Source organism: Thalassotalea coralli (assembly GCF_055786205.1).
On the sequence record NZ_JBVVBK010000001.1, the window covers coordinates 354,929 to 375,189 of the forward strand.

Genomic DNA, 20,261 nt, shown 5'->3' on the forward strand with positions numbered 1-20,261 from the left:
CCGAGGCGTACCATGAGTGATGAAAATGAAGATCTAAGCATGTGGGATGAAGCGATGGACGAACAAGCCGAAGCTGAGTCTGCAGAAGCTGAAGCGGTGGAACTCGACGAGCTTACAGAAGGGGATGCCCCTATTTCGGGAGAAGAAGCACGTAAGTTAGATACGATTTTAGATATTCCTGTAACTATCTCGATGGAAGTAGGTCGAAGTCATATCAGTATCCGTAACCTACTACAACTTAACCAAGGCTCTGTTGTTGAGTTAGACCGTGTCGCGGGTGAAGCCCTTGATGTTTTGGTTAATGGCACTTTAATCGCCCATGGCGAGGTAGTTGTAGTAAACGATAAATTTGGTATTCGTTTAACCGATGTTATTAGCCAAGTTGAACGCATTAAAAAGCTTAAATAAAATGTCTGTTAAGCAAAATACTCAACGGTTCTTTGCTTTTTTAACGCTAGTAAGTGCGTCTAATATCGCTTGGGCAGAGGAAACTGTTGAGGTTGGTAAGCATGTAACAACGCCAACAGATTCTTTGTCTATGTTGCTGTCGTTGATGTTTGTACTGGCCATCATTTTAATGGCAGCATGGGTGCTTAAGCGTTTTAACCTAGTTCAACATGGAACAACGCAAGGAATCCGTGTTATATCTAGTATCAATTTAGGCGCTAAAGAAAAGCTCGTCATCGTTGAAGTGGGTAATGAGCAAATAATGCTGGGTGTGACCAGTCAACAAGTAAATTTGATTAAGGTATTAGATGAAAAATTACCTGCTAGTCAACCAGCTTCTTCGAGTTTAGAGCAACCTTTTGCTAAGTCACTACAAAAATACTTTCGACAGAAATCGTAAATAGGGATTCAATGAATACTCCAGCAGCTAAATCAGGTCACTTATCAAAATATTTTCCTTGGTTGATCGCCTGTGTAGCCTTTATCGCTGCTCCTTTAGCTTTTGCTCAAGACCTGTCAATGCCTGCCGTTACTATGACCACGAACCCTGACGGCAGCCAAGAATATTCTGTAACTTTACAAATTTTAATTTTTATGACGGCACTGAGCTTTATTCCTGCAGCCGTTATTATGATGACGTCGTTTACACGTATTATCGTGATTATGGCGATTTTACGTCAAGCTTTTGGTCTTCAGCAGACACCGTCAAATCAAGTGGTTATAGGACTTACCTTGTTTATGACCATGTTTATCATGACGCCTGTATACAATCAGATTGATGAAGTGGCTATACAGCCTTATTTGGCAGATCAAAAAACCTCGATTCAAGCGCTCGATTCAGCGAAAGTGCCGTTAAGAGCTTTTATGCTCGAACAAACCAGATTAAAAGACTTAGACACGCTTGCGCAAATGGCTGGTATAACTGAAGTAGATAAACCAACTGACTTACCCATGACGGTGATTATTCCTGCTTTTGTAATTAGCGAACTAAAAACAGCGTTCCAGATTGGCTTTATGCTGTTTATTCCTTTCTTAATTATTGACCTCGTTGTGGCCAGTATATTAATGGCCATGGGTATGATGATGCTGTCACCCATGATAGTTTCACTGCCTTTTAAACTGATGTTATTTGTACTTGTCGATGGTTGGAATTTGGTTATCGGTACTATTGCAGCCAGTTATGGTATGGGGAGTGGCTGATGAGTCCTGAGGTCTTTGTCGATATTCTTCGAGATGCTTTGTTTCTCGTTATCGTGCTGGTGAGTGCCATTATAGTCCCTAGTTTGATAGTGGGCTTAATGGTTGCGGTTTTCCAAGCAGCGACCTCTATTAACGAGCAAACGTTAAGTTTTTTACCTCGTCTAATTGTTACTTTGTTAGCGCTTATTTTTGGCGGTCATTGGCTTGTTCAAAAGCTAATGGATTACACCATTAGGTTAGTTGGCTCGATTCCGTCCGTAGTCAGTTAGGTCTTACGATGGAATATACCTCGGCAATCGTTAATCAATTTATCGCTGATTTATTGTTACCACTTGCTCGTGTCTCGGCGCTGATCATGACCATGATAGCACTAGGTTCAAAGACGATTCCTACTCGAATTAAACTGTTTTTTTCAGTTGCAATTACAGTAGCCATAATGCCAGCAATCCCTCCTGCAAATGTTGGAACCTTATTTGGATTGGAAATGGTTATTGTTGTAGCCCAGCAAATTATTATCGGCGTGATGCTAGGCACAGTGACCATTATGGTGGTTAATACATTTACCATGGCTGGTCAAATTATTGCGATGCAATCGGGTTTGGGTTTTGCGTCTTTGGTTGACCCTGCCAGTGGCATGAACGTACCTGCGGTGGGCCAGTTCTTTCTTATTTTATCAACCTTGTTGTTTTGGACGATGGATGGCCACTTAGCTTACCTTCAATTTGTGGTTGCAAGTTTTGATACTCTACCTATACCGACTGAAAATTTATCTGCGATTAAATACCGTGAATTAGTGGAGTGGGGTAGTTGGATGTTTGCTACCGCTTTATCTCTGGCAATGGCACCTTTAACAGCGATGCTACTGATAAACTTCTCATTTGGGATCATGACTAGAGCTGCGCCACAGCTAAATATTTTTGCTATCGGTTTTCCTATTACCATGTGTTCTGGCCTAATTATAATGTGGCTAACCATGGGGAATTTCTTGGTTCACTTTGAAGCGCAATGGCAGCGAGCGCTCGATCTTAGCTGTCAACTCATTAACTGTGAGGTGCTGTAAATGGCTGAAAATGATAGTGGTGAAAAAACTGAAGAGCCGACGGCAAAAAAATTGTCGGAGGCTCGAAAGAAAGGGCAAATAGCACGTTCTAAAGAGCTGGGTACTGTATTTGTACTTGTTGGCACAACGGTAGGCTTAATGTTAACAGGCAGCACATTAGCAAATAGTGTTGCTAGTATTATGACACGACTTTTTAGCTTAAAACGCGAAGAGATTATGGATGTTAACCGTCTATTCTCTATTGTCGGTGAAGCGCTTGCTTCTTTGGTTGCGCCATTAGGGTGGTTGTTTGCCATAGTGGTAGTAATGGCTTTTATCGGTAACACTTTGCTAGGAGGAATGAATTTCTCCTTTGAAGCCATGATGCCAAAGCCAAGTAAAATGTCACCGATTGCTGGTTTTAAACGAATGTTTGGTACAAAGGCGTGGGTTGAGTTACTTAAATCGCTACTTAAGTTTTTTGTTATTTTCATTTGCGCTTATCTTTTATTGACTGCTTTGTTTGAAGAAGTGCTTTTCTTGAGCATTGAATCTATCCCTAGGAACTTTTCTCACGCTACCGATCTGCTTTTATGGATGTTCTTAGCGTTAAGTCTATCGTTAATCATTATTGTGGTAGTTGATGCTCCCTATCAAAAGTGGGATCACACACGCCAGTTGAAAATGACCAAACAAGAAGTGAAGGACGAATTAAAGAACTCAGAAGGTAGCCCTGAAAATAAAGGCCGTATTCGCCGTGCTCAATATGAGATGTCGCAACGACGAATGATGCAAGATGTACCTGAATCTGATGTCGTTATTACCAACCCAACGCATTACTCTGTTGCAATAAAATACGACGCTGAATTAGGTGGCGCACCAAGGCTAGTCGCAAAAGGTATTGATGAAATGGCGATACATATTCGTACTATCGCCAAAGAGCATGGCGTTGAAATTCTTGCATCACCTGCTTTAGCGCGCTCGCTTTATTACACCGCAGAAGTTAACGAAGAAATACCTGAAGAGCTTTTCGCAGCGGTTGCACAGGTATTAGCATTTATCTATCAATTGAACGAGTTTAGAAAAGGCAAGGCGAAAAGACCGGTACCACTTGCTAAATCATTACCAATCCCCGACGACTTCCGCTATTAAACGATAAAGTAATACCTAATTGTTCAAGATGAAGTGGCGCTTAAATGACCACTCGAATCTTCATTTTTAACCTTTGGTCTGTTTATTGCAGAGTCATGTCACAGCGTCAAATAACTAGCGTGATGATTAAATGCAACTAGCAGCACATTTCAATCAATTAAAAGAAAAAAATGTAAAAATATTAGCCGGAGCAGGTACGCCATTACTGATTATGGCAGCACTAGGTATGGTTATTTTACCTATGCCTGCGATGCTATTGGATATTCTGTTTTCCTTTAATATTGCATTAGCACTCGTTGTTCTACTTATTACTGTTTATACCCTTAAGCCGCTAGAGTTTGGCTCATTTCCGTCTGTTTTGTTAATCGCCACTATTTTAAGGTTAGCCTTGAATGTCGCCAGTACCCGAGTCGTATTACTTGAAGGTCATGAAGGGCCTGATGCTGCTGGTAAAGTCATCGAAGCATTTGGCTCTGTTGTGATTGGCGGAAATTACGCCGTTGGTTTAGTTGTTTTCTTAATCTTAATTATCATCAACTTCGTGGTTGTTACTAAAGGTGCAGGCCGTATCTCAGAAGTAACCGCAAGATTTACGCTAGATGCTATGCCAGGTAAACAAATGGCGATTGACGCTGATTTGAACGCTGGTTTTATTAATGCCGAAGAAGCGCGAGAGCGTCGTACTGAAGTTACCAGTGAAGCTGACTTCTACGGTTCTATGGACGGTGCAAGTAAGTTTGTAAAAGGTGACGCTATTGCTGGGATATTGATTCTATTTATCAATATTGTTGGCGGGTTAGTCATAGGTATGGTTCAGCACGACTTAACCTTTGATCGTGCCGTTGAAATATATACGTTACTAACCATTGGTGATGGCTTAGTAGCACAAATTCCTGGACTATTACTGTCGGTTGCTACGGCGATTGTGGTTACTCGTCAAAATACTAGCCAAGACATGGGCGCACAGGTAAGTAACCAGTTAGGCCAAGAAAAATCACTTTATATTGCCGCTGCTGTGATGTTTATCATGGGTGTTGTGCCAGGCATGCCACACCTTGCTTTTTTAACGTTTGCTTTCCTAATTGCTGCTGGCGCGTTTTTTAGCGCTCGAATGAAGAAACTTAAAGCTGCCGAACTTGCAGAAAAACAACAAGTAGAGCAAGTAGAAAACCAACAAAAACAAGAAGAAGTAAAAGAACTTGATTGGGATGATGTAAACCACGTTGATATTGTCGGCTTAGAAATTGGCTATCGCTTAATTCCATTAGTAGATAAAGCGCAAGGTGGAGAGTTACTTAATCGTATAAAAGGTGTACGTAAAAAGCTTTCTCAGGAGTTTGGTTTCTTAGTACCACCTGTTCATATTCGAGACAACTTAGATCTTGACCCTAACAGCTATCAAATTTCTTTAATGGGCGTCACTATAGGTGAAGCTGAAATCCGCCACGATCACGACTTAGCGATAAACCCAGGTCAGGTATATGGACAGATAGAAGGTGTTGCTACTAAAGATCCTGCTTTTGGCTTAGATGCGGTATGGATTACTCAAGCGCAACGTGAACAAGCGCAAGCGCTTGGGTATACCGTTGTTGATGCTGCTACCGTTTTAGCGACTCATTTAAGTCAAGTGCTTACCAATAATGCCGCACAACTACTAGGCCATGAAGAAGTGCAAAACTTATTGGATATTCTTGCGAAGAGTTACCCTAAACTTGTTGAAGGCTTAATTCCTGAAGTACTTACATTAGGCACAGTAGTAAAAGTATTACAGAACTTAATGCATGAAGGCGTTGCAGTACGCGATATGCGTAGCATAGTACAAACCCTAGTAGAGTATGGACCTAAGAGCCAGGATGCAGAAGTTCTCACTGCGGCTGTAAGAATTGCAATCCGTAAATTTATAATCCAAGACCTTGTAGGACCAGCACAAGAAATCCCTGTCATAACATTGGCGCCAGAGTTGGAACAGATGTTGCATCAGTCTATGCAAATGGCAGGTGACGATGGCGCTGGCATTGAACCAGGATTAGCAGAAAGACTGCAAACCTCGTTAAACGAAGGGGCTCAACAGCAAGAAATGGCTGGTGAAACACCAATTTTATTAACGTCAGGTATGCTAAGAACAGTACTAGCTAAGTTTGTTAAGTACACGATTCCAGGTTTACGAGTGATTTCTTACCAAGAAGTCCCGGACGATAAGCAAATAAAAATAGTAAGCTCTATCGGCCAATAATGCGTCACATCGCCATCCAAAATTAGGTTGTAAAGATTAAGGGGTTGTTGTGAAGATAAGACGTTTTGTAGCAAAAGATATGAGAACTGCACTTGAACAAATCAAGATGGAGCTAGGCGCGGATGCCGTTATCATGTCTAACAAGAAAATTCCTGAAGGGGTGGAGCTAATGGCCGCGGTTGATTACGGTCAGCAAGTTGCACCAGCTTCTCAACCACAAACAAACGCTCCTTTGTCTAAGGAGTCAATGGCTCAAGAGCCAATGCAAAGAAACAACAATGCAGGCAGTGAGCGCGCAATGGCAAGTGATGTTGTTTCCATTGGTACAAAAGCTCCTGCAACAAGTGACGTAAATTTGACAGCACCTGTGTCAAAGCGCTCTGTGCAAAACCACTCTTTACAAAACCAAAGTGAACAACCTGAACCTGCAGATAGCTTAGCGGCATTATTACAGCGCCAAAACCAACAACCTGCGGCGCAAGCAGACACAAACGAAACCAGTTTAGATCTTGAACAACAGCTTAAAAACTTCACCGACAGATTAGAGCGTGGCGCTCAAGGATACGAACAACCTACTCAGTCAAATGAAGTTGCTCAACCTACTTCTACACACCCAACAACAGCAACAGTCTCTGAACTTGAGCCACCTCGTGCTTCTCAAGTGAGTGAAATGACTGACCAAGCAAGAGCTACGCAAAACGAAATGCATATGCCAACAGGAGGCCAACAGGCTGAAATTGAACGTATGCGCGCAGAAATGGCATCTATTCGCCAATTGTTAGAACATCAGGTTTCAGGTCTTATGTGGCAGGATATGGCACAAAAGGACCCGCATAAAGCTATGATGGTTAATCGCTTAACAGCAATGGGCTTGAATGACTACGTTGCCGATCAAATTGCAAGCTGCATCCCAGATACTTCAAATGAAGAGTTAGCTTGGGAGCAAGCAAAACAATTACTTGCGAGTCAAGTAAATACCACTAATAATGAAATTATACATCGCGGTGGTGTGGTGTCGTTAGTTGGCCCTACTGGCGTAGGTAAAACAACGACAATAGCAAAGTTAGCCGCACGGTTCGCTCAAATTCATGGTGCAGACCAAGTAGTATTAATTTCTACAGATAACTACCGCATCGCTGGCTTCGAACAATTAACCACTTTTGCTCGTATTATCGGTTGTACAGTTAAGCAAGCAAAAGATGCTGCAGAGCTTGATACATTGTTGCAACAATTTTCTGATAAGAAGCTAGTACTTATTGATACCGCGGGTATGGGACAAAGAGATATGCGATTAACACAGCAGTTGACTACCCTAGTAGGTAACTCCCGTGTTAGAATTCGTAATTATTTAGTGCTAGCAGCAAATACGCAGCAAGTTGTTATGCAAGAAAACGTAGAACGTTTTAAGAAAATACCTCTTGCAGGCTGCATATTTACTAAGCTTGACGAAAGTTTAAGTGTCGGTGAAATAATCGCAACGGCTGTTCAAAATGGGTTACCAATCGGTTATCTTACTGACGGTCAACGAGTTCCTGAAGATATTAAGGTTGCAAATGCTGAAAAGTTGGTTACCCTTGCAGATAAATTAGCAGCGCGAATCAACCGCCAAAACAATTGGCGTCAAGCACCGACTTCTTATGCAGTAGGTATGTAGCAGTTCCCCCTTGTTAGAGTAGAATGAATGATAGATCAAGCGAGTGGCTTAAGAAAAATGCAGCAACAGAATCAAATTAAAGTCATAGCAGTTTCAGGTGGAAAAGGTGGTGTCGGTAAGACCAATGTATCGTTAAACACCTCAATAGCCTTGGCACAAATGGGTAAACGTGTGCTAGTGCTAGATGCCGATTTAGGTTTGGCAAATGTTGATGTGATGTTAGGTCTACGTGTTAAAAAGAATTTGTCTCACGTTATGTCTGGTGAATGTGAATTAGACGACATCATTATCGAAGGGCCGGCAGGTATAAAAATTATTCCAGCAACCTCTGGAACTCAGTCTATGGTAGATTTAACGCCATCTGAGCATGCTGGGTTAATTCGAGCATTCAGTGACATGCAAACAAAATTTGATGTGCTTATCGTCGATACAGCGGCGGGTATTTCAGATATGGTGTTGAGTTTTGCAAGAGCTGCACAAGATGTACTTTTAGTCGTTTGTGACGAACCAACATCCATAACTGACTGTTATGCATTAATGAAGTTGTTGAGTCGCGATCATGAAGTTTTTAAATTTAAAGTAGTCGCCAATATGGTGCGAAGCCCAAAAGAAGGGCAACAGCTATTTGGTAAGCTTGCGAAAGTGTCTGATCGATTCCTCGATGTGGCGCTGGAATTAGTTGGCGTGATTCCCTTTGATGAAAATATTCGAAAATCAGTGAGAAAACAGCAAGCCATTGTTGAAGCGTTTCCAGACTCTCCTGCCTCTCGTGCATTCAAAGCATTGGCAAGTAAAGTAGCAAAATGGCCGATCCCTAGCCAAGCGTCTGGACATTTAGAGTTTTTCATTGAACAGCTAATTGAAAGTTAGTTAACGAGAATTCCCTATTTTGGTTAAAGCAACTACGTACAGTTCACATATCGACAAAGGTGCTTTGCTTGAACAGCATAGTGCTTTGGTGAAAAGGATCGCTTATCACCTGCTTGCTCGACTTCCTGCGAGTGTTATCGTTGACGATTTGATCCAGTCGGGCATGATCGGCTTATTAGAGGCTGCTAATAATTTTGACCAAACCAAAGGTGCTAGTTTTGAAACCTTTGCCGGCATCCGCATTCGCGGGGCAATGCTAGATGAAATTCGCCGTGGAGACTGGACTCCACGCTCAGTTCACAAAAATAGCCGCATGGTAACTGAAGCCATAAGTACCCTTGAAGCAGAGTTAGGTCGCGATGTTTCTGATGCTGAAGTGGCTGAAAAACTTGATATTTCCTTAGGTGAATACCATCATATTCTTAATGAAGTAAATTGTGGGAAAATTATTGGCATTGATGACCTAGGTATTAGCGAAGATGCTATTGCAGGGTTTGAAGATAAAAATAATGATGATCCGTATCAAGATATAGAACAAGTAATCTTTAAAAAATCGTTAACAGAGTGCATTACTACTTTACCAGAGCGAGAAGCTTTAGTACTGTCACTATATTACGATGAAGAATTAAACTTAAGAGAGATTGGCCAAGTACTCGATGTTAGCGAGTCTAGAGTCAGTCAAATACATAGCCAAGCGTTACATCGATTAAAAGCGCGTATGCAATCTTGGCAAAGTTAAGTACAATATTAATAGAAGCATTTTAAATAAGTCCCTGGAGGGTGCCTTGGATAAAAATATGAAAGTACTTGTTGTTGATGACTTTTCAACGATGAGACGTATCGTAAAAAACTTATTACGTGATTTAGGTTTCACTAATATTCAAGAAGCCGATGATGGTAGTACGGCGTTACCTATGCTTAAGGAAGGCGATTTTGATTTTGTTGTGACAGACTGGAACATGCCAGGTATGCAAGGCATCGATTTGTTAAAAGCAATTCGTGCAGATGCAAGCCTTTCTCATATACCAGTATTAATGGTTACAGCGGAAGCGAAAAAAGAGCAGATTGTTATGGCAGCTCAAGCGGGTGTTAACGGTTATATCGTTAAGCCATTTACTGCAGCGACGTTGAAAACTAAGTTAGATAAAATTTTCGAACGTTTAGCATAAGCCATTTTGTCTGTATAAGGACCTTGGATGAGTATAAGTAACGGTGTCCATGTATCGTTGGAACAAGCCAAAATGTTGGTGGAGTATTTGGAGACTGGCCAGCAAGATAAAGCTGATGAGCTAATTGCTGAGATTCAGAACCCAATTAACTCTGAATTGTTTGCTGAAATAGGTAAGTTAACTCGTCAATTACATGACTCGTTAATGAACTTTCAGTTAGATTCTCGCCTTAATGATCTTGCTACTGCAGACATTCCGGATGCAAAGGAGCGCCTGAATTATGTTATTAGCCGTACTGAAGATGCGGCTAATAAAACGATGGATGCGGTCGAATCTATCTTTCCCGTGGTCGATAAAATTCAAGAGCAGATAAGTACCGTAAAACCGCTTTGGTCCAAGTTAATGCATAACGATCTCAATGTGGGAGAGTTTAAAGCGTTATGTAAAGACATTGATATCTTGCTCAAAACAACTGATGAAGAAACTACGCGAATGCACGGTCTAATGACCGATGTGCTCATGGCTCAAGATTTCCAAGATTTAACCGGTCAAGTTATTCGCAAAGTTATAGATCTTGTACGTGAAGTTGAAGATAGTTTAATTAATATGCTGACAGCGTTTGGTGTAAACCAAGATGATGTCAGACAAAAAGGTACTCCGACACTAGGAGAAAATCTAGTTGAAGGGCCAATTGTAAATACAGAAGAAAGAGATGATGTTGTCGCCGATCAGGACGATGTCGATGATTTATTGTCGAGTTTAGGTTTTTAATAGGAGTTGCTTGATGTCTTATGAAGCAGATGAAGAAATTCTTCAGGACTTTTTAATTGAAGCTGGTGAAATACTCGAGAGCTTATCAGAGCAACTTGTTGAGCTAGAGAATGATCCAGACAATGCTGATCTGCTCAATGCTATTTTCCGTGGATTTCATACGGTTAAAGGTGGCGCAGGCTTTCTATCATTAACTGAACTTGTGGATGTGTGTCATGGCGCAGAGAACATATTTGACATCTTGCGTAATGGTCAGCGCTCTGTAACTCCTGAATTAATGGATGTAATTTTACAAGGATTGGACACCATTAATGATATGTTCGCCTTGGTACAAGCGAGAGAACAATTAACGCCAGCAGATCCTGCTTTGTTAGAAGAGCTTCATCGCTTGTCTGTTCCTGAAGGTGCTGAAGCACCAGCAGCGCCGGTTGAAGTTGAAGCTGTAGCTGTTCCACAAGTGCCTGAACCTGCCGCAACGCCAAGTCAAGGCGATAGCGACGAAATGACTGAAGACGAATTTGAACGACTTCTCGATGAACTACATGGCGGTGGTGCACCTGCACCAGTAGCGCCGGAAGCATCAACTCCTGCACCGAGCACGAGCGCTAATAGCAACGATATTACCGACGATGAATTTGAAAACTTATTAGATGAGCTTCATGGTCAAGGTGCGTTCTCGCCTAATGTATCTGGCGCGTCAGGTACGAGCAATAGCGATGAAATTAATGACGATGAGTTTGAGAATCTCTTAGATGAATTGCACGGCAAAGGCAAAGCGCCAACAGCAAAATCTGATGACTCTGTTGCGCCGGCTAATGTTGCACCAAGCCAGCCAAGCCAACCTACACCTGCTCCAGCGGCAAAACCAGTAGCAGCAAAACCAGCAGCAAAGCCTGCCCCTAAGAAAGCGGCAGAGAAGAAAGCAGGTCAACAAAGTACGCCGCAAGGTGAAACAACAGTTCGTGTAGATACTCAGCGATTAGACCAAATAATGAATATGGTGGGCGAATTAGTACTAGTTCGTAACCGACTTACGAGCCTTGGCATGACCAAGGAAGACGAAGAACTAACAAAAGCAGTTTCAAACCTTGATGCTGTTACCACTGATTTGCAAGGCGCGGTAATGAAAACCCGCATGCAGCCAATCAAGAAAGTATTTGGTCGTTTCCCTCGTGTTGTTCGTGACCTAGCACGAAGCCTAAATAAAGAAATTAAGCTTGTTTTAGAAGGCGAAGAAACAGATTTAGATAAAAACTTAGTAGAAGCACTTGCTGATCCACTTGTTCACTTAGTAAGGAACTCTGTTGATCACGGCATTGAAGAGCCATCAGTGCGTGAAGCTAACGGCAAGCCTCGAGAGGGCACTGTAATTTTGTCTGCCTCGCAAGAAGGCGATCATATTCTATTAACTATCCGCGACGATGGCGCGGGTATGAATGCGGAAAAGTTAAAATCTATTGCGATTGAACGAGGCGTTTTAGATGCCGATGCTGCTGCTAGAATGTCAGACGCTGACGCTTATAACTTAATTTTTGCGCCAGGTTTTTCAACCAAAACAGAGATTTCAGAAGTATCTGGTCGTGGCGTAGGGATGGACGTTGTTAAAACGAAAATCACTCAACTTAACGGTACAGTAAACATTGATTCTGAATTAGGTATCGGTACGGTACTGGAAATTAAGGTACCGTTAACGCTAGCTATTTTACCGACTCTGATGGTGGAAGTTGGACAACAAACATTTGCGCTTCCGCTTGCGGGCGTGAACGAGATATTCCACTTAGACTTGACTAATACTAACGTGGTTGACGGTCAACTAACGATTATTGTTCGAGACAAAGCAATTCCATTGTTTTACTTGGATCAATGGTTGGTTAAAAACGTTGAAGACAAAGACCGTGATAAAGGCCATGTGGTCATTGTTCAATTAGGAGCACAGCAAATAGGGTTTGTTGTTGATAGCTTGATTGGTCAAGAAGAAGTGGTTATTAAACCATTAGATCGATTACTTCATGGTACGCCTGGCATGGCTGGAGCGACTATTACCAGTGATGGTGGCATGGCATTAATTATTGACGTACCAAGTATGTTGAAGTTTTATGCCAAAAAATCCATCGTGAATAAGAAATTGCGTTCATAATATAAAGTAGCGTAATAGAAAGAGAATTTACATGACCTATAAGGTTCTGGTAGTTGATGACTCAAGTTTTTTCAGAAGAAGAGTTAGCGACATTATTAATAGCGACAAGAACCTAACGGTTATTGACGTTGCCGTTAATGGCGTTGAAGCAGTAGAAAAAGCTAAGTCGTTAAAGCCTGACGTTATTACAATGGATATAGAGATGCCATTACTTAATGGCATCGATGCTGTAAAGCAGATTATGGCTCATTCTCCAACGGCCATTCTTATGTTTTCTTCGCTAACGCACCAAGGCGCTAAAGCGACGTTAGATGCTTTAGAAGCAGGAGCTTTAGATTTTCTTCCTAAGAAGTTTAATGAAATTGCTAAAACAACGGGCGATGCTGGCAGTGTTCTGCGCGAGCGAGTATTAGAAATTGCTCGTAAAAAAGGAACTAAAGGCACAAGTCCTACAATTCGAACTACCCGTTCATCGGCTCAGCCACTTGTTAAACCTAGGACCGAAGCTCCAACTTCGAACATTACACCGAGTTTAGCACCAATTAAAAGCAGGAAAAGTTCTGCATTTAAGGCGTCAGGCAAAGGTTACAAATTGCTTGCTATAGGAACCTCTACCGGAGGTCCTGTTGCATTGCAGAAAATTTTAACCCAATTACCAGCAGACTTTCCATTACCTATCGTTATGGTACAGCATATGCCTGCTGCATTTACTTCAGCATTTGCCAGTAGGCTAGATTCTTTATGCAGAATTTCAGTTAAAGAAGCAGCTAACGGAGATATTCTTAAACCAGGACACGCTTATTTAGCGCCTGGTGGCTTGCAAATGCTCATCGAAGGAAAAGAAACTAACGCTAAGATTAAGATCATCGAAGATGACTCTGCGCGAATGGCGTTTAAGCCAAGTGTTGATGTGACGTTTGGCACTGCAGCTAAAGTTTATGCTGGAAATGTCCTCGGTATAATATTGACGGGGATGGGCTCAGATGGCCGTGAAGGCTGCAGAATGCTAAAAGCTAAAGGCGCTACCATCTGGGCGCAGGATGAAGAGACATGTGTTGTTTATGGTATGCCTCAAGCCGTGGCTAACGCGGGAATATCTACTTTGGACGTACCTTTACTAGAGTTTCCAAAAAACATACTTAAAGAAATTGCTTCTTAATGCTTACTAATAAGGTGCTCATGTGATCGTTTGGACAATTGCAAATCAAAAAGGTGGCGTAGGTAAAACAACATCGACCATTGCGCTTGGAGGTTTGCTTGCTGAGCGAGGTAATCGCGTCTTATTGGTAGATACGGATCCTCACGCATCTTTAAGCTATTATTTTGGTATTGAATCTGAAGACTTAGACTTAAGTGTTTATGATCTTTTTGTTCAGGTGTCGACCAAAGAACAGATAATGCAAAGCTTGTGCCCTACACAATATCCAAATATCGATATTCTACCTGCGACTATGGGGCTTGCTACTTTAGATAGATCTTTAGGCGCTAAAGGGGGAATGGGGCTTGTACTTAAAAAGGCTATTGCCCAATTAGAAGGCGAGTATGATTTTGTTTTGATGGATTGCCCTCCGGTACTCGGTGTGTTGATGGTGAATGCACTTGCAGCGTCTAGCCGAATCGTTATTCCAGTTCAAACTGAGTTTTTAGCATTAAAAGGTTTAGATCGCATGATGAAAACACTCGAAATAATGCAAGGCGAGCAAAATAAACCTTTTACTTACACGATAATTCCCACCATGTTTGATAAACGGACCAAAGCGTCTTTATTGGCTTATCGTAAATTGTTAGAGCTATATGGAGACAAGGTGTGGCAAGGTGTTGTACCAATCGATACTAATTTTAGAAATGCTAGTTTAGCTCAGAAAGTCCCTTCAGACTTTGCTACCTCTAGTCGAGGCGTATTTGCATATCGCAACTTACTTGATCGTTTGCTTGAATTAGAAGCTGAGAATAAGGAGTTGTAACGGATGGGAAAAACTTCATTGCCTGCTAGCAAAAAATTAATGCAAAATTATCTCTCTGAGCTTCTCACTGAAGAAAGCGTGGAAGATAATTCTGGCGTCCAGGAACAACCGCCTGCTCTTGATGAAAAACAAGAGAAGCTTAATAAGCTTCTACAACAAGCCAGCGTTACTCAGCAGACAGAAGTCAAAGAATCCATAACGTCTGCTCGCTCAGAAGCGCAAAAAGAACAAACGTTTTATGCGCCACCTGAAAAGAAAGTCGCTGTAGAAAATCAGCAAGTTAAACAAGTTAGCGAAAAAATATCTACGGCAAAAAGCCTTCACGCTGCTAAGCCAAAACAAACTAAGGCTTATCGCGACAGCAGTTTTCAGGCAATGTTTTTTGACGTAGCCGGACTACAAATTGCTGTGCCATTGATTGAACTTGGTGGTATACATAATGTGGAAACTATAACGCCACTGATGGGTAAACCGCCTTGGTTCAAAGGGGTAATGCTGCACCGGGAAGAAAAGATTAATACGGTCGATACTGCTCTGTGGGTAATGCCTGACAAGTGCAATGAAAAGCTACTATCTTCTTTAGAATATCAATATGTTATTATGTTAAATAACAGTTCATGGGGATTGATGGCTGAAAACTTAATTGATACTGTTACCTTATCTCAAGATGATGTGAAATGGGTATCGCAATCTAAATCACGTCCGTGGCTGGCGGGTTTAGTTAAAGATAGAATGTGTGCCTTGATGGACGTAGACGCGTTAATCGCTATGCTAAACGAAGGTGCTGACATCAATCATTTAAGTTAATGTTGTTACAACATTGATGATTTTACAATGCAACCCTATCATTATTAAAGGGTTTGGAAAAATTAACTAAGAGGCTAGCTGTATGTCTGACGAAAGACGCAATGCAAATGAAAATGTCGATGCAAACGATGAAGTCCTCCAGTGGGTAACGTTTAAGCTTGATAGCGAAACTTACGGTATCAATGTAATGCAAGTGCAAGAAGTATTGCGCTACACAGAAATTGCACCGGTACCTGGCGCTCCTTCTTATGTATTAGGTATTATCAACTTGCGTGGTAATGTTGTCACGGTAATTGATACTCGCTCTAGATTTGGTTTAGTGCCATCTGAGGTTACTGAAAATACGCGTATCGTAATTATTGAAGCAGAAAAGCAAGTGATTGGTATTCTTGTAGACAGTGTTGCCGAAGTTGTTTATCTACGAGCTTCTGAAATTGACATTGCACCAAACGTAGGAAACGAGGAAAGCGCTAAGTTTATTCAAGGTGTTTCTAATCGCGAAGGTGAGTTACTTATTTTAGTTGATTTGAACAAGCTACTCAGCGACGATGAGTGGGATGAACTAAAACAGTTCTAATGTTGATTACACCGCTTGATTTATAAAGCGGTGTAAATTCGCGTCTATTTATGCAGGCTATTAATCCCATCATTATATCAGTGATTTTGATGTTGCTAGTTATTCTAGTGATGTTCCTATTATGGTTGGTAATGAAGCTGTCCTCCAAGCTCAAACAGCTGTCAGCACAAACAGAAGCGACCAATCTTGTCAGTGAAGAGTTTCAACACCAAGTTGCTCACTTAGAGCAATTACGTGGTGAAGACAGCCAGCAATTAAAGGATTGGCAGCGCGAACAAGAGCAGGTTACAGAGCAACTTATCCACAGAACAAAACAGATGCAGCAACAGATAAAGTCGCTATCTGAGTCCGCTGAAAAGCTTGCCAACATGCAACCAGAAGATAAGCTGTATTCTAGGGCTCAGAAAATGGTGCAGTTAGGCGCCGATAAAGACGAAATAGTTCGAGAATGCCAATTGCCATTAGCAGAAGTTGAAATTTTGTTGTCGATGCATGCTAAAAAGTCGAGAGCAAACTAATATCTGTCTCTAATCCGCAAGTAATTTTCTAAATCTTACAATTTTTATAAACTTTTCTCGGCCTTTGCGGTCTTCTAAGCTACACCTGTCGATACTTGCATGTTAGACTTGTCGGCAAAATTTTATCTGATTTATTGGTCAAGGAAAGATAGCTTTGTTCTCAAAAAGAGTATCTATTTTTTTTAAACAACTTGGTTGTGCTCTCATCGTAGTGTCGAGCATCGGTTGCTCTTCAACACCTAGTAGCGAAGGTAGTGTGTCTGATCCAAAAGACCCGCTTGAGTCAATTAACCGACCATTTTGGACATTTACATGGGAATATGCCGACCAATACGTACTGAAGCCGACATCAGAAGCGTATGTAGATTATGTCCATGAAGATGTTCGTTTAGGCCTATACAACGCAGCAATGAACTTAAATGAGCCATCGACAATTATAAACCACCTCTTACAAGGCAAGTTTGCAAATGCAGCAAAATCTACCGGCCGTTTTGTTCTTAACTCTACGATTGGCTTGTTAGGGATTTTCGACCCTGCAAGCGACTTTGGCTGGACACGCGATCAAGAAGAGTTTGGCGAAGTATTAGGTAGCTACGGTGTTGGTGACGGCCCTTACCTCGTTATACCTGCTATGGGGCCTACCTCGGTTAGAGAAGAGGTTGGTGACTACGTAGACAAGTATTATTGGCCGTTAGCTGTCATTGATTTTTGGCCGAATGTGTTTCGAGTGGGTGTAATGGCTCTAGAAACGCGCTCACAGATAGCCGATCAAGAACAATTGATTAACGATTCAACCGATAGCTATGAATTTGTAAAAAATGCGTACTTTCAAAATATGCGTTTTAAAGTCTATGACGGAAACCCGCCAATTGAAACTTCTGACGAAGATGAAGAAGAGTTGGAAGCGTTTATGGACGAATTAGAAGATATTGAAGAATAATAAAGTAAGTGACTATGTTTAATAAAGTGAAATGTATACGCCGAATTTCGGCATTGCTTGCGATTGCTGCAGTTTCGTTGACGCTAAACGCTGCTAATATTCCTAGCAATATAACACCGCAACAACTTGAGCAATTTAAGCGTTTATCTCCTAGTCAACAAAAAGCGCTCGCGCGTTCAATGGGGGTTGATTATAACCTGATTTCTAGTCAGCTAAACAATAGTTCTTCAGCAAGGCAACAACTTTCAAATCAAGAATTACAACAACTATATCCTCGTGGGTCTCAGTTTGATGAAAATAACAATGTGATTGAAGGCACTGTGCTTGAGTTAGATCAAGAGGTGACGGATAACTCAATCAAACCATTTGGCTATGATATTTTCGCAAATCAGCCAAATACATTTGCCCCTTCAATGGATACCCAAGTTCCTGACGATTATATGTTAGGTGCAGGTGATGTAATAAACGTTAGGTTGTACGGGAAAGAGAACTTAACTCATTCAATCGAAGTTAATCGACAAGGGAACATAGTTTTACCTAAATTAGGGGTTATTAGTTTAACTGGCATGACTTTTTTGGAAGCCAAAAAAGTCATCGCTAATGAAATAAATAAAAAGGTCATTGGTGTTGAGGTTTATATTACACTGGAAAGTTTGCGCTCTATACGCGTATTTGTATTAGGTGATGCTTACCGACCGGGACAATATTTATTAAACTCATTATCAACTGTCACGCATGCACTTATTGCTGCTGGTGGAATTAGTGATATAGGCTCGCTACGGAATATACAGCTAAAGCGCGGCGGAAAGCTGGTTCAACAAGTAGATTTATATGATTTACTCGTTAATGGCGATACCACCTCTGATGCCTCTTTGCGCTCTGGCGATGTTATTTTAGTGGGGCCAGTAGGAGATCAAGTTGAAATTAAAGGCCTAATTAAGCGTCCTGCAATTTATGAGTTAAGTAATCAAGAGACAATTGGAGATGTTATTAAGCTAGCTGGTGGTCTTTTACCAGGAGCTTTCCTTGAAGCAAGTAGTATTGAACGCTTCAATGATGAAAACCTAAAAACAGTTGAAAATTTAAATTTAAATAATAAAGACACCTTAAAACGAAAAATTAAGTCAGGCGACAAGATCACAATTAGAGAGGCCTCTAAGTATGTAACAGAGGCAATTACTTTGGTTGGTGCTGTTTCTCGACCAGGTATGTACCAATGGTATGAAGGTATAAGAATATCTGATATTGTCCCTTCTGTGCACAGCCACTTATTGCCTGATGCCGATTTAGCGTACGGAATTATTATTAGAGAGAAAGACAAAGCTCGAAATATTAAGGTATTACAATTTAATTTTATCGATATCATCACCGATGCTAGCGCTTCTGATAATTACTTGTTGCAACCAAAAGATAAAGTTCTGTTTTTCTCTGTTTATACGACGAAAGAACAAGACTTAGATAGAATTGAAAATCTTGCGTATACACAGGAAGAGTTATACGAGCAGCAACGCCAGAGTGCGCGAGATGCCTTTCATGAGCAAAAGTTTTGGCAATACTACAATGTGAATAAACCACTAAATTCTACAGATAACTTATCTTCTGGGGAATTAACTGATGAATCACTTCAAGACATTACCGCTGAAGTGACGCAGCAAAATAATGCTTTTGTAGATTTACACCCGTATTCAAGAAAGCGCATGCTAATGCCTGTTATCGAAAAGTTGAAGTTACAAGCAGCAGCGGGTTTACCGATAGATCTCGTTGAAGTGGTTGGCGCAGTGAAGTACCCAGGAATTTACCCTCTAGCCGATAGTATGTCGATTAAAAAGCTTGTGAGCGCTTCAGGTGGGTTATTAGAGTCTGCTTATTTAGAAAAAGCAGAAGTTACTCGTAATAAAAAAAGTAATGAACAAGCGTTTAAAGAATCAATTGATATTAATTTATCTAAAGCGCTTGCCGGTGCTGAGTTTGCTAATTTTTCCTTAAAAAGCAAAGACAGATTGAATATTTTGACTTTGCCGTCATGGCAGGAAAATCATGTTGTTACATTGCGAGGAGAGTTCAAATTCCCTGGTGAGTACATTATTCGACGCGGAGAAACTTTAGGGGAACTTATTGAGCGTGTTGGCGGCTTTACTGAGTTTGCTTATGTAGATGGCTCTATTTTTACTCGCGAAAAGTTGAAGAGACTAGAACAGCAAAACTTAGTAAAGGTAGCCGATAGTCTTCGAATGGAAATTGCTTCGAAAACGTTGGCTCAAAATAATAGTGCTAATGTAGTTGACTACTCTCAAGCAAAAATGTTGTTGAGTGACCTGACAAAAGTGAAGCCTGTAGGGCGGCTGGTCGTTGATATAGCAAATATCGAAAATAACGGTGGTGAAGATGTTTTGCTTGAAGACGGTGATGTTATTCACGTGCCTACTAAACAAAACTCAATTAACGTTATTGGCCAAGTTCAGGTAGCAACGTCTCATGTATTTCAAAGTGGTTTAGATTCATTCGACTACATAAACTTAAGCGGGGGCGTCAAGCAACAAGCTGATTCAGACCGTATCTATGTTATCAGAGCAAATGGTGCGGTGTTCGTACCCTCTAATGGCAGCTGGTTTGACTCATCTACGCAAATGGAGTTAAAGCCAGGCGACACAGTCGTTGTTCCATTAGATGCTGATTACATGAACAACTTAACGCTTTGGGCGACAGGTACTCAAATTATTTATCAAGCAGCAGTGGCTATTGCCGCGATTGCAGGGATTTAGTAAACAAACGATGTTGGAGGA

General features: G+C 41.2%; 20 protein-coding genes. All 20 read left to right on the top strand.

Annotated features, from left to right (window positions below; genetic code table 11):
• Nucleotides 1-12 precede the first annotated feature (12 nt).
• The 20 genes from fliN to ACOB80_RS01630 all read left to right on the top strand — a co-directional run bounded on the left by fliN (nucleotide 13) and on the right by ACOB80_RS01630 (nucleotide 20,240).
• Entirely contained in the window at nucleotides 13-408 is a 396-nt protein-coding gene (fliN, locus tag ACOB80_RS01535) for a flagellar motor switch protein FliN (RefSeq protein WP_473164036.1), read from the top strand.
• A 1-nt stretch (nucleotide 409) separates the two neighbouring features.
• Entirely contained in the window at nucleotides 410-847 is a 438-nt protein-coding gene (gene fliO, locus ACOB80_RS01540; protein WP_473164037.1) for a flagellar biosynthetic protein FliO, read from the top strand.
• A gap of 119 nt (nucleotides 848-966) precedes the next feature.
• Entirely contained in the window at nucleotides 967-1,647 is a 681-nt protein-coding gene (gene fliP / locus ACOB80_RS01545; protein ID WP_473164775.1) for a flagellar type III secretion system pore protein FliP, read from the top strand.
• Nucleotides 1,647-1,916, top strand: coding sequence for a flagellar biosynthesis protein FliQ (gene fliQ / locus ACOB80_RS01550; protein WP_473164038.1), 270 nt, complete (start codon nucleotides 1,647-1,649; stop codon nucleotides 1,914-1,916). The genes fliP and fliQ overlap by 1 nt, the downstream gene beginning before the upstream one ends.
• Before the next feature lie 8 nt (nucleotides 1,917-1,924).
• Complete coding sequence (gene fliR / locus ACOB80_RS01555) at nucleotides 1,925-2,707, top strand: flagellar biosynthetic protein FliR (protein ID WP_473164039.1); 783 nt, start codon at nucleotides 1,925-1,927, stop codon at nucleotides 2,705-2,707.
• A complete protein-coding gene (flhB, locus tag ACOB80_RS01560; protein ID WP_473164040.1) occupies nucleotides 2,708-3,838 on the top strand; it encodes a flagellar biosynthesis protein FlhB in 1,131 nt (376 codons plus the stop codon).
• Between the two features lie 130 nt (nucleotides 3,839-3,968).
• Nucleotides 3,969-6,071, top strand: coding sequence for a flagellar biosynthesis protein FlhA (flhA, locus tag ACOB80_RS01565; RefSeq protein ID WP_473164041.1), 2,103 nt, complete (start codon nucleotides 3,969-3,971; stop codon nucleotides 6,069-6,071).
• A 49-nt stretch (nucleotides 6,072-6,120) separates the two neighbouring features.
• Nucleotides 6,121-7,725, top strand: a complete 1,605-nt coding sequence (gene flhF / locus ACOB80_RS01570) for a flagellar biosynthesis GTPase FlhF (RefSeq protein ID WP_473164042.1) — start codon at nucleotides 6,121-6,123, stop codon at nucleotides 7,723-7,725.
• Nucleotides 7,726-7,752: 27 nt separating this feature from the next.
• Nucleotides 7,753-8,595 (top strand): MinD/ParA family protein, encoded by an 843-nt coding sequence (locus ACOB80_RS01575; protein WP_473164043.1) that lies wholly within the window; start codon nucleotides 7,753-7,755, stop codon nucleotides 8,593-8,595.
• Nucleotides 8,596-8,611: 16 nt separating this feature from the next.
• A complete protein-coding gene (locus ACOB80_RS01580; protein ID WP_473164776.1) occupies nucleotides 8,612-9,334 on the top strand; it encodes an RNA polymerase sigma factor FliA in 723 nt (240 codons plus the stop codon).
• A gap of 46 nt (nucleotides 9,335-9,380) precedes the next feature.
• A complete protein-coding gene (cheY, locus tag ACOB80_RS01585) occupies nucleotides 9,381-9,764 on the top strand; it encodes a chemotaxis response regulator CheY (RefSeq protein ID WP_473164044.1) in 384 nt (127 codons plus the stop codon).
• 27 nt (nucleotides 9,765-9,791) lie between these two features.
• Nucleotides 9,792-10,535: a protein phosphatase CheZ gene (locus tag ACOB80_RS01590; protein ID WP_473164045.1), complete on the top strand. Its 744-nt coding sequence runs from the start codon at nucleotides 9,792-9,794 to the stop codon at nucleotides 10,533-10,535.
• Between the two features lie 13 nt (nucleotides 10,536-10,548).
• Entirely contained in the window at nucleotides 10,549-12,672 is a 2,124-nt protein-coding gene (locus tag ACOB80_RS01595; RefSeq protein WP_473164046.1) for a chemotaxis protein CheA, read from the top strand.
• A gap of 31 nt (nucleotides 12,673-12,703) precedes the next feature.
• The gene (locus tag ACOB80_RS01600; protein ID WP_473164047.1) at nucleotides 12,704-13,831 is read left to right on the top strand and encodes a protein-glutamate methylesterase/protein-glutamine glutaminase; all 1,128 of its coding nucleotides are present in this window, start codon (nucleotides 12,704-12,706) and stop codon (nucleotides 13,829-13,831) included.
• A 22-nt stretch (nucleotides 13,832-13,853) separates the two neighbouring features.
• A complete protein-coding gene (locus ACOB80_RS01605) occupies nucleotides 13,854-14,636 on the top strand; it encodes a ParA family protein (RefSeq protein WP_473164048.1) in 783 nt (260 codons plus the stop codon).
• A 3-nt stretch (nucleotides 14,637-14,639) separates the two neighbouring features.
• Entirely contained in the window at nucleotides 14,640-15,443 is an 804-nt protein-coding gene (locus ACOB80_RS01610; protein ID WP_473164049.1) for a chemotaxis protein CheW, read from the top strand.
• Between the two features lie 82 nt (nucleotides 15,444-15,525).
• Nucleotides 15,526-16,020 carry a chemotaxis protein CheW gene (locus tag ACOB80_RS01615; RefSeq protein ID WP_473164050.1) on the top strand — a complete coding sequence of 165 codons (495 nt, stop codon included), beginning with the start codon at nucleotides 15,526-15,528 and terminating at the stop codon, nucleotides 16,018-16,020.
• A gap of 131 nt (nucleotides 16,021-16,151) precedes the next feature.
• Complete coding sequence (locus ACOB80_RS01620) at nucleotides 16,152-16,538, top strand: DUF2802 domain-containing protein (protein ID WP_473164051.1); 387 nt, start codon at nucleotides 16,152-16,154, stop codon at nucleotides 16,536-16,538.
• Nucleotides 16,539-16,692: 154 nt separating this feature from the next.
• A complete protein-coding gene (locus ACOB80_RS01625) occupies nucleotides 16,693-17,478 on the top strand; it encodes an MlaA family lipoprotein (RefSeq protein ID WP_473164052.1) in 786 nt (261 codons plus the stop codon).
• A 14-nt stretch (nucleotides 17,479-17,492) separates the two neighbouring features.
• Nucleotides 17,493-20,240 carry an SLBB domain-containing protein gene (locus ACOB80_RS01630; protein WP_473164053.1) on the top strand — a complete coding sequence of 916 codons (2,748 nt, stop codon included), beginning with the start codon at nucleotides 17,493-17,495 and terminating at the stop codon, nucleotides 20,238-20,240.
• Nucleotides 20,241-20,261: the final 21 nt, after the last annotated feature.

What these genes read in the sequence shown, in the direction of transcription:
- fliR (WP_473164039.1), top strand. Translation starts at nt 1,925, where the DNA reads ATGGAATATACCTCGGCAATCGTTAATCAATTTATCGCTGATTTATTG.
- ACOB80_RS01600 (WP_473164047.1), top strand. Translation starts at nt 12,704, where the DNA reads ATGACCTATAAGGTTCTGGTAGTTGATGACTCAAGTTTTTTCAGAAGA.
- flhB (WP_473164040.1), top strand. Translation starts at nt 2,708, where the DNA reads ATGGCTGAAAATGATAGTGGTGAAAAAACTGAAGAGCCGACGGCAAAA.
- fliO (WP_473164037.1), top strand. Translation starts at nt 410, where the DNA reads ATGTCTGTTAAGCAAAATACTCAACGGTTCTTTGCTTTTTTAACGCTA.
- fliN (WP_473164036.1), top strand. Translation starts at nt 13, where the DNA reads ATGAGTGATGAAAATGAAGATCTAAGCATGTGGGATGAAGCGATGGAC.
- ACOB80_RS01630 (WP_473164053.1), top strand. Translation starts at nt 17,493, where the DNA reads ATGTTTAATAAAGTGAAATGTATACGCCGAATTTCGGCATTGCTTGCG.
- ACOB80_RS01590 (WP_473164045.1), top strand. Translation starts at nt 9,792, where the DNA reads ATGAGTATAAGTAACGGTGTCCATGTATCGTTGGAACAAGCCAAAATG.
- ACOB80_RS01615 (WP_473164050.1), top strand. Translation starts at nt 15,526, where the DNA reads ATGTCTGACGAAAGACGCAATGCAAATGAAAATGTCGATGCAAACGAT.
- ACOB80_RS01610 (WP_473164049.1), top strand. Translation starts at nt 14,640, where the DNA reads ATGGGAAAAACTTCATTGCCTGCTAGCAAAAAATTAATGCAAAATTAT.
- fliQ (WP_473164038.1), top strand. Translation starts at nt 1,647, where the DNA reads ATGAGTCCTGAGGTCTTTGTCGATATTCTTCGAGATGCTTTGTTTCTC.
- flhA (WP_473164041.1), top strand. Translation starts at nt 3,969, where the DNA reads ATGCAACTAGCAGCACATTTCAATCAATTAAAAGAAAAAAATGTAAAA.
- ACOB80_RS01595 (WP_473164046.1), top strand. Translation starts at nt 10,549, where the DNA reads ATGTCTTATGAAGCAGATGAAGAAATTCTTCAGGACTTTTTAATTGAA.
- ACOB80_RS01575 (WP_473164043.1), top strand. Translation starts at nt 7,753, where the DNA reads ATGATAGATCAAGCGAGTGGCTTAAGAAAAATGCAGCAACAGAATCAA.
- fliP (WP_473164775.1), top strand. Translation starts at nt 967, where the DNA reads ATGCCTGCCGTTACTATGACCACGAACCCTGACGGCAGCCAAGAATAT.
- ACOB80_RS01620 (WP_473164051.1), top strand. Translation starts at nt 16,152, where the DNA reads ATGAAGCTGTCCTCCAAGCTCAAACAGCTGTCAGCACAAACAGAAGCG.